Genomic DNA, 9017 nt, shown 5'->3' with positions numbered 1-9017 from the left:
CGTCGGGCAGGGCGGTCCCGAAGGCCGCGCTGAGGCTCCGCAGCCCGTCGGCGGCCAGCGCCCCGAGCGCGAACCCGTTCCAGCAGCGAGGACAGCGCGTACCAGCGCTCGTCGATCGCGTCCAGCTCCGGGCGAGCCGCTGCCGCGTCCTCCTCGAGGGCGGCGACCTGCTGCTGGGCCTGCCGCAGCCGGGACTCGGCGTGGGCGCGTCGCTCCAGCAGCGCCTGCTCGTCGGCGATCTCCTGCTCCAGGGACGTGGTCAGCTGCACCAGGTCGTCGGCCAGCAGCCGCAGCCGGGCGTCGCGCACCTCGGCCTGGATGGCGGCGGCCTGCCGGGCGGTCTCGGCCTGCCGGCCCAGCGGCCCGAGCTGGCGCCGGATCTCGGTGGTGAGGTCGGTGAGCCGGGTGAGGTTGCCCTCCATCGACTCCAGCTTGCGCAGCGCCTTCTCCTTGCGCTTGCGGTGCTTCAGGACGCCCGCGGCCTCCTCGATGAAGCCCCGCCGCTCCTCCGGTGTCGCCCGCAGCACCTGGTCCAGCTGGCCCTGGCCCACGATGACGTGCATCTCCCGGCCGATGCCGGAGTCGGAGAGCAGCTCCTGGATGTCGAGCAGCCGGCAGCCGGTGCCGTTGATCGCGTACTCCGAGCCGCCGCTACGGAACATGGTCCGCGAGATGGTGACCTCGGTGTAGTCGATCGGCAGCGCGCCGTCGCTGTTGTCGATGGTCATCGTCACCTCGGCCCGGCCCAGCGGCGGGCGGCCGGCCGTGCCGGCGAAGATGACGTCCTCCATCTTCCCGCCGCGCAGGCTCTTGGCGCCCTGCTCGCCCATCACCCAGGCGAGCGCGTCGACGACGTTGGACTTGCCCGAGCCGTTCGGGCCGACGATGCAGGTGATGCCCGGCTCGAGCCGCAGGGTCGTCGCCGAGGCGAACGACTTGAACCCCTTGAGGGTCAGGCTCTTGACGTACACGTGGGGCTGCTCCGCTCCTGGCGACGGCGGTCGGCTGCTGCCGGTGGGCGTGGTCGGCTGGCGGCCACTGTACTCGGCGGGCCCCGCCGGGCGGTGGACCCGCGCCGCCGCTCAGGGGCTGATGCAGAACTCCTGGCCCTCGGGGTCGGCCATCACGTGCCAGCTGTGGATCCCCTGGCTGTGGGTCGCCAGGTAGCGCGCGCCGCGGGCCTCCAGCGTGGCCCGCAGCGCGTCGATGTCGCCTCCGTCGGTGATGACGTCCCAGTGCGCCCGGCTCTTGCCGGTCTTGGGCTCGGGCACCTCCTGGAACAGGATCCGCCGGCGGGTGCGCGAGCCGAGCTCCTCCTCGGGGCAGATGGCGGCCGCTCCCCGCCAGACCAGCCGGCCGCGGTGCCGCTGGGTGTCGGCCTCGGTGGCGTAGCCCCGGTCGATCATCTTCTGCACGAACGCCTCGTCGGTGGGCTCGACGACCCAGCCGAGGGTCTCGGCCCACCAGTCCGCCTGGGCGTGGGCGTCCTGGCAGTCGACGGTGAGCTGGGTCCGGAAGGGGGTGGGCACGGGCGCTCGTCTCGTGGTGGGCCGCTACTTCTCGACGAAGCCGGTGACCGTGGGGCGGGGCGGGTGCCACTGCACGGTGACGCCGGTCACCGAGCCGGGCCGGCGGTGGCTGGTCGGCTGCTCCCGTAGCAGCTCCAGCAGGGCCTCGACGTCCGCGCGCGGTCCTTGGGCACTGACCTCCACCCGGCCGTCGGGGAGGTTGCTGGCGTGCCCGGCCAGCCCCAGCTCCAGGGCACGGGCGCGGGTCCACCACCGGAAGCCGACCCCCTGCACCCGGCCGCGCACGTGGGCGACGGCGCGCACCGGAGGAGCCGGGCCGTCCCCCGCCGGCGGCTGCTGCTCCTTCTCCACGTCGTTCACTCTACGAGGCGGCGCCGACATCGTCAGGCCGCCGGACGGCGTGGCCGCGGCTGGCACCGGGGGCAGTAGTGGGAGGACCGGTTGGTGAAGGACTCCCGGCGCAGCGGGCTGCCGCAGCGGCGGCACGGCAGGCCGGCGCGTCCGTACACGTCCAGGGAGCGCTCGAAGTAGCCGCTGGCGCCGTTGACGTCGACGTAGAGCGCGTCGAAGCTGGTCCCGCCCTGGGCGAGTGCCTCCCGCATCACCTGCGCGGCGTGGTCCAGCAGCCGGCGCAGCGCCGGCCTGGTGAGGGCCTCGCACGGCCGCAGCCCGTGGACCTGGGCGCGCCACAGCGCCTCGTCGGCGTAGATGTTGCCGATCCCGCTGACCAGGGTCTGGTCCAGCAGCGCGCGCTTGACGGCGGTCCGGCGCCGGCGCAGCCGGGCGGCGAGGGCGTCCCCGTCGAACGCCGGCTCCAGCGGGTCGGGGGCGATGTGCGCGACCGGCCCCGGAACCCCGTCGGGGTGGGCGGTCCCCGCGGCCCGGCCCGGGTCGGGGCCGTACGGGTCGGGCAGCAACGACGTCAGCGCGAGCCCGCCGAAGGTGCGCTGGTCGACGAAGCGCAGCTGCGGCCCGTCGTCGGCGAAGTCGAACCGCGCGTGCAGGTGGCGCTCGGGCGCCGCATCGGGGGGTTCGACCAGCAGCTGGCCGCTCATGCCGAGGTGGATCACCAGGGCCTGCGGGTCGTCCCCGGGCTGCTGGAGGACCAGCCAGAGGTACTTGCCGCGGCGGTCGGCCGCCAGCACCTCGGCCCCCTCCAGCCGCGCGGCGAGGTCGCCCGGCCCGGCGTCGTGGCGGCGAGCCACGCGCGCCCCGGTGAGCACGGCCCGCTCGAGGGTCCGGCCGACGACGTGTTCGGCCAGGCCCCGGCGCACCACCTCGACCTCGGGGAGCTCGGGCACCTCAGTCGGCCTCGGGCACGGCGCGGTCCTCCTGCTGCAACCGTTGCCAGGCGTGCGCGGCGGCCTGCTGCTCGGCGGCCTTCTTGGAGCGGCCGGTCCCGGTGCCGAGGTCCTCGCTGCCGGCGATCGCGCGGGCGGTGAAGACCTTGTCGTGGTCGGGACCCTCGGCCTCCACGAGGTACTCCGGGGCCGGCAGCCCCACCTCGGCGACCACCTCCTGAAGGCTGGTCTTCCAGTCCAGCCCGGCGCCCAGCTCGGCGCTGGCGGCCATGACGGGGTCGAGCAGGTGGTGGACCAGCACGGTGGCCGCCTCCAGCCCCACCGACAGGTAGACGCACCCGATGAGGGCCTCGGTGGTGTCGGCCAGGATCGAGGGCTTGTCCCGGCCGCCGGTGGCCTCCTCGCCCCGGCCCAGCAGCACGTAGTCGCCCAGGCCGATGGCGCGGGCCACCTCCGCCAGCGCGCGGGAGTTCACCACGGCGGCGCGCAGCTTCGCCAGCTGCCCCTCGGGCAGGTCGGGGTGGCTGCCGTAGAGCGCGTCGGTCACCACCAGCCCCAGGACGGAGTCGCCGAGGAACTCCAGCCGCTCGTTGTGCGGCAGGTTGCCGTTCTCGTAGGCGTAGGACCGGTGGGTCAGCGCACGCCGCAGCAGCGCCTCGTCGCAGCGCTGCCCGACCACCTGCTCGAGGTAGTCCTGCAGTGCTGCGGCGGGACGCTGCTCAGTCGTGTCCTGGCCCTGGTCCGTCGGCCGGCTCGCGGAGGTCACCGCGTCAGCCCCGGACCCGGGTCAGCCCTGGTGCTCGGTGCGCTCGGCCGCGGCGTAGTGGCGGCCGGCGTAGGTCCCGCAGGACGGGCACGCCATGTGCGGCTGCTTCGGCGCCTTGCACTGCGGGCAGCTCGACAGCGCGACCGGGGCGGCCTTCCACTGCGAGCGGCGCGCGCGGGTGTTGGAGCGGGACATCTTCCGCTTCGGGACAGCCACGTCAGTTCCTCTTCTCGTCGTCGGTGTCCACCTGGCTGGCCAGGTCGGCCAGGGCAGCCCACCGGGGGTCAATCACCTCGTGCTGGTGCCCGGGGTCCTCCTCGAGCCGCGCCCCGCACTGGGAGCACAAACCCGGGCAGTCCTCCCGGCACACCGGTTGGAACGGTAGCGCCGGCACCACCGCATCCCGCACCACGCTCTCCAGGTCCATGATGTCCCCGTCGAGCTCGTGCACCTCGTCCTGGTCCTCCTCGGCCACCTCGTGGTGGTGGGCGGCGCGCTCGGGATAGGCGAACAGCTCCTGGAAGGTGACGTCGACGTCGACGGACACCGGGTCCAGGCAGCGCACGCACTCCGCGGTCGCGGTGGTCGAGACCGATCCGCTGGCCAGCACGCCCTCGACCACCGACTCCAGCCGCACCTGCAGCGCGACCGGCGCGCCGGCGGGCACGGCGACCACATCGGTGCCGATGGCCTCCGGGGCCTCGATCGTCTTCTCGACGGTGCGCATGGCACCGGGACGACGGACCAGCTCGCGGGTGTTGATCACCCAGGAGCCGGTGTCCTCGTGCGCAGCCATGACGTCCTCGCGTGCGGTGGTGGGGCGGCCGGTCCCGATGGACGCAGGCCGACCGACAAGGCTACCGGAGCGCCGCGCCCGGCCCCAAATCGCCGCCGGCGGCGGCCGGTGGCGACGCTGCCCCCCGAGCGCGCTGGTCAGCGGCCTGCCGGGGCGGGTCACAGGCTGCGGAGCGCGCGCAGCACCGGTGGCGTCACCAGGTCGGTGACGTCGCCACCGTAGCGGCTGACCTCCTTGACCAGCGAGCTCGAGACGTGCCCGAGGGCGGGGTCCCCGGGGACGAAGACGGTCTCGATCCCGGACAGGTGCCGGTTCATCAGCGCCATCGGCAGCTCGTAGGTGAAGTCGGTGCCGCCTCGCAGCCCCTTGACGATGGCCTGCGCCCCGACGTCGCGGCAGATGTCGACCAGCAGCTGGGCCCCGAAGTCCTGCACCCGCACCGGCAGCTCCGGCGGCACCGACTCCTGCAGCAGCCGGACCCGCTCGGCCACGCCGAAGGTGCCCTGCTTGCCCGGGTTGTGCAGGATCGCCACGACCACCTCGTCGAACAGGCTCGCGGCGCGACGGATGACGTCGAGGTGGCCGAGGGTGACCGGGTCGTAGGAGCCGGGGCAGACGCATCGGCGGGTCATGCCCCCAACCTACTCACTCCTCGAGCTTGCCCTCCTTGCGGTCGCGCTCGACGATCCGGCGCACGTTCTCGATGTTGCCGCAGTCGGCGTCCAGCTGCTGGGTGCGCACCCGCAGGAACGCCGCGCCCAGCTGCTGCCGGGTCTGCTCGGACACCTCGGTGCGCGCCGGGTTCAGGATGCTCTGCTCCTCCTCGGTCATGTGGTGGCCGAGGGTCTGGGCCATCGTCTCGACGGCGTCGTCGAACTTCTGGGTCTCGGTGCCGGCGCACTCCAGCAGGTCCAGCAGCGCCTGGTTGCCCTCGGCGTGCTCGTGCTCGCTGTGCTCGGAGTCCTCCTCCTCGATGGCGTCCTTCGTCACCAGCTTCGGGTACACCTCCGTCTCCTCGGCCTCGCCGTGGGCGATGAGCACGGCGGCGAAGGCGGCCCGGGCGGCGGCCCGGTCGGCGGTGGCGTCGCGCATGTCGCGCAGCAGCTCCTCGAAGAAGCGGTGGTCATCCAGGATCAGGTCGACGACGTCGCCCGAGGCGGGACGGGGAATGGTGTACTCGATCATGTCGGCAGGATGTCATCGGCACCGTAGGCCCGCTCGGCGAGGTGCACGACCGTCTCCCCGTAGCGGCGGGAGCGCACCGGCCGCAGCCCGGCCGGCCAGGTCGGCTCGGGCGAGCGCGCGCCGCGCTCCACGACCAGCAGCGGGTCGTCGGCGAGCCAGCCGCTGGCCAGCAGCAGGTCCAGGTCGCTCGCGAGCTGGTCCTCCCCGGTGTCGTAGGGCGGGTCGAGCAGCACCAGGTCGTAGGGCGCCAGCGCCCCCCGCACCTGCTCCGGCCGGTGGGCGAGCAGCCGTTCCACGCGTTCGGTCACCACCACGGCAGCGCCCTCCAGGCCCAGCTCAGCCACGTTGCGCCGCGCCGTCTGCACCGCGCGGCGGGCGACGTCGACGAGCAGCACGTGCGCCGCCCCGCGGCTGGCGGCCTCCAGGCCGAGGGCCCCGGAGCCGCAGTAGAGGTCCAGCACGTGGGCCCCGCGCAGGTCCAGCAGCGCCTCCACCCCCGAGTAGAGCGCCTCCCGGACCCGGTCGCTGGTCGGGCGGGTGCTGTCACCCGGGGGCGTGGCGAGCCGGCGCCCGCCGAGCCGGCCGGCCACGACCCGGGTCATCAGCCGCGCTCCAGGTAGGCGGCGCGCTCGGCGTCCAGCCGGGACAGCGCGTCCAGCAGGGCCGGGTGCTGCTCCAGGTCCGGGTCGGCCTGCACGACGGCCCAGGCGTCCTCGTGCGCCTGGGCGATGAACTCCGCGTGCCTCGGGTTGGTGAGCCGCAGGTGGCGCAGCCCGCTGCGGCCACCGGACTGGCTGGCGCCCAGCACGTCGCCCTCCCGGCGCTGCTCCAGGTCCAGCCGGGCCAGCTCGAAGCCGTCGGTGGTCGAGGCGACCGCGCGGAGCCGCTCGGGGGCGTCCTCGTCAGTGCCCTGGGTCAGCAGCAGGCACAGCCCGGGTTTGCTGCCGCGGCCCACCCGCCCGCGCAGCTGGTGCAGCTGGGAGATCCCGAACCGGTCGGCGTCCAGGATCACCATCTGGGTGGCGTTGGGCACGTCGACGCCCACCTCGATGACGGTGGTGGCGACCAGGACGTCCACCGCCCCGGCGGCGAAGTCACGCATCACCGCGTCCTTGTCCTCGGCCGGCTGCCGGCCGTGCACGGCCGCGATCCGCAGCGCCCGCGTCGCCGGCAGCGACCGCAGCGCGCGGGCCACCTGGTGCACCCCCAGCAGGGTCGGGCCCTCCTGCCCCTCGGGCGGCTCGGGGACCGGCATCCCGGGGCCGACGGTGTCCCCCTCCGGCAGGTCGGGGTCGTCCTCCTCCCCGATCCGTGGGCACACCACGTAGACCTGCCCGCCGGCGGCGACCTCCTCGGCGACCCGTTCCCAGGTGCGGGACACCCAGTGCGCCCGGTCGGCAGTCACCACGTGCGTGGTGATCGGCTGCCGGCCGCCGGGCAGCTCGCGCAGCGTGGAGACCTCCATGTCGCCGTAGACCGTCATCGCCACGGTCCGCGGGATCGGGGTGGCGGTCATGACGAGCACGTGCGGGACGGTCCCGTCGGCTCCCTTGGCACGCAGCGCGTCGCGCTGCTCCACCCCGAACCGGTGCTGCTCGTCGACGACGACCAGCCCCAGGTCGGCCAGCTGCACCTGCTCCTGGATGAGGGCGTGGGTCCCCACGATGATCCCGGCCTCGCCGCTGGCAGCCTGCAGCAGCGCTGCCCGGCGCTGCGCCGCGCCCTGGCTGCCGGTCAGCAGCGCCACCCGGGTGCCACGGTCGGCGCCGCCCAGCATCCCGGCCTCGGCCAGCGGCCCCAGCATCGCGGTGATGGAGCGATGGTGCTGGGCGGCGAGCACCTCGGTCGGCGCCAGCAGCGCCGCCTGCCCACCGTTGTCGACGACCTCCAGCATCGCCAGCAGCGCGACGACCGTCTTGCCGGAGCCGACCTCGCCCTGCAGCAGCCGGTGCATCGGGCGGTCGCGAGCGAGGTCCCGCCGCACCTCCTCGACGATCCGCTGCTGCCCGTCAGTGAGCGCGAACGGCAGCTGCGCGTGGAAGGCCTCCGCCAGGCCGCCCTCCCGCGGCGGTCGCGGCACCGCGGGCACCGCCTCCGACGAATGGCGCAGCCGGGCCAGCGTGGCCTGGATGACGAACGCCTCCTGCCAGGCCAGCCGCTCCCATCCCAGGTTCTTCTCGGCCCAGTCCCGTGGCTGGTGCACGAACCGGTAGGCCGTCATCAGCCCCGGCAGGTCCCGGGCCTGCCGCACCTCCTCGGGCACCGGGTCGGGCACGGTGTCGCCCATCGCGTGCAGCACCAGGTCCACCGCCTGGGCGACCTTCATGTGGCCGACCTTCGGGATCTCGGGGTAGAGCGCGACCGGCCCCTCCCCGTAGCCCACCGGGCCGTCGTCGCCCTCCCCGCCGAGGACGTGGTACTCCGGGTGGACCAGCTGCCAGTGCTGCCGGTACCGGTCCACCTTGCCCGCGCACACCACCCGCGCCCCGGGGACCAGCTTCCCGGGGTGCCCGTAGGGGCGGAAGAACGTCAGCAGCAGCCGGTGCCCGGCCTCGTCGACCAGGACCGCCTCGAAGATCGACCGGCGGCCACCCCGCATCCGGCGGCTCTCGGCGTGCCGGACGGTGCCGACCACCACCACCTGCTCACCGGCGGCCAGCTCGGTGAAGTCGGTGGGCCGCTTGGGGTCGACGTAGCGGCGGGGCAGCCAGTCCAGCAGCTCGCGCGCGGTGGTGATCTGCTTGGCGGTGAACGAGGACGCCAGCCGGCCCACGATCGAGCGCAGCGGGGTGTCCAGCCCCACGGGCAGCCGGGTGACCGCCACTACTCCGCCCCGAACAGCCACGGGTAGCCGGGCTGGCCGCCGTCCACCCAGTGCACCTCTGGCCCGTGGCCGCGGTCGGCCAGCTCGGCCAGCAGCGGACGGAGGGAGCCCCGGTCCCCCTCGGCGCCCACCACGATCGTGAGCAGCTCCACGTCACCGCTGACCAGGCTCGCCAGCACCTCCCGGGCCGCCTGCAGCCGGTCCGGGTGGGCGACGACCACCTGACCGTCGACCAGCCCGAGGGCATCACCGGCCCGGCACGGCCCGGCAGGGGTGTCGCTGTCGCGGACCGCCCTGGTGACCGACCCGCGACGGGTGGCCCGCACCGCCTCGCGCAGCACGGCCACTGCCTCGTCCGCGTCCTGGGCGAGGCGCTCGTCCAGCAGTGCCAGCGCGGCGAGCGCCTGCACCGGGCTCTGCGAGGGGACCACGTGGACGCGCACCCCGGCGTGCTCGGACACCGCTCCGGCGGCGGCCTCGGCGGTCATCACGGTGTCGGGGTCGTTGGGCAGCAGGAGCACGTGGTCGCGCCCGGTGGCGCGCACCGCGTCCAGCAGCTCGCCGGTCGAGGCGCGGGCGCCCGGGACGGACCGGACCACGACCGCGCCCGCGGCGG

Annotated in this window: 11 protein-coding genes and 1 pseudogene; all 12 read right to left on the bottom strand. The window is 74.6% G+C overall.

Going from position 1 to position 9017, the window contains the following annotated elements:
• Positions 1–971: chromosome segregation SMC family protein (locus GFJ45_RS13560; protein WP_153398095.1), on the bottom strand; the 971-nt coding region annotated here is incomplete at its 3' end.
• A gap of 111 nt (positions 972–1082) precedes the next feature.
• On the bottom strand, positions 1083–1529 hold the full coding sequence (locus GFJ45_RS13555; protein ID WP_153398093.1) for a VOC family protein: 447 nt from the start codon (positions 1527–1529) through the stop codon (positions 1083–1085).
• A gap of 24 nt (positions 1530–1553) precedes the next feature.
• Entirely contained in the window at positions 1554–1880 is a 327-nt protein-coding gene (locus GFJ45_RS13550; protein ID WP_407670402.1) for an acylphosphatase, read from the bottom strand.
• A 32-nt stretch (positions 1881–1912) separates the two neighbouring features.
• On the bottom strand, positions 1913–2830 hold the full coding sequence (gene mutM / locus GFJ45_RS13545; RefSeq protein ID WP_153398091.1) for a bifunctional DNA-formamidopyrimidine glycosylase/DNA-(apurinic or apyrimidinic site) lyase: 918 nt from the start codon (positions 2828–2830) through the stop codon (positions 1913–1915).
• A gap of 1 nt (position 2831) precedes the next feature.
• Positions 2832–3596 (bottom strand): ribonuclease III, encoded by a 765-nt coding sequence (rnc, locus tag GFJ45_RS13540; protein ID WP_153398089.1) that lies wholly within the window; start codon positions 3594–3596, stop codon positions 2832–2834.
• Positions 3597–3617: 21 nt separating this feature from the next.
• Positions 3618–3812 (bottom strand): 50S ribosomal protein L32, encoded by a 195-nt coding sequence (gene rpmF, locus GFJ45_RS13535; protein WP_153398087.1) that lies wholly within the window; start codon positions 3810–3812, stop codon positions 3618–3620.
• 1 nt (position 3813) lies between these two features.
• Entirely contained in the window at positions 3814–4392 is a 579-nt protein-coding gene (locus GFJ45_RS13530) for a YceD family protein (protein ID WP_228387037.1), read from the bottom strand.
• Between the two features lie 158 nt (positions 4393–4550).
• A complete protein-coding gene (coaD, locus tag GFJ45_RS13525) occupies positions 4551–5024 on the bottom strand; it encodes a pantetheine-phosphate adenylyltransferase (RefSeq protein WP_153398085.1) in 474 nt (157 codons plus the stop codon).
• Positions 5025–5037: 13 nt separating this feature from the next.
• Positions 5038–5577, bottom strand: a complete 540-nt coding sequence (locus GFJ45_RS13520; RefSeq protein ID WP_153398083.1) for a hemerythrin domain-containing protein — start codon at positions 5575–5577, stop codon at positions 5038–5040.
• Positions 5574–6179: a 16S rRNA (guanine(966)-N(2))-methyltransferase RsmD gene (rsmD, locus tag GFJ45_RS13515; protein WP_153398081.1), complete on the bottom strand. Its 606-nt coding sequence runs from the start codon at positions 6177–6179 to the stop codon at positions 5574–5576. The genes GFJ45_RS13520 and rsmD overlap by 4 nt, the downstream gene beginning before the upstream one ends.
• Entirely contained in the window at positions 6179–8380 is a 2202-nt protein-coding gene (locus GFJ45_RS13510) for an ATP-dependent DNA helicase RecG (protein ID WP_228387036.1), read from the bottom strand. The genes rsmD and GFJ45_RS13510 overlap by 1 nt, the downstream gene beginning before the upstream one ends.
• A gap of 20 nt (positions 8381–8400) precedes the next feature.
• Positions 8401–9017, bottom strand: a pseudogene (locus tag GFJ45_RS13505) (DAK2 domain-containing protein); the annotation flags it as partial.

The organism is Ornithinicoccus halotolerans, assembly GCF_009602535.1.
GTDB lineage: Bacteria > Actinomycetota > Actinomycetes > Actinomycetales > Dermatophilaceae > Ornithinicoccus > Ornithinicoccus halotolerans.
This window is presented reverse-complemented; position numbering and strand designations above follow the sequence as displayed.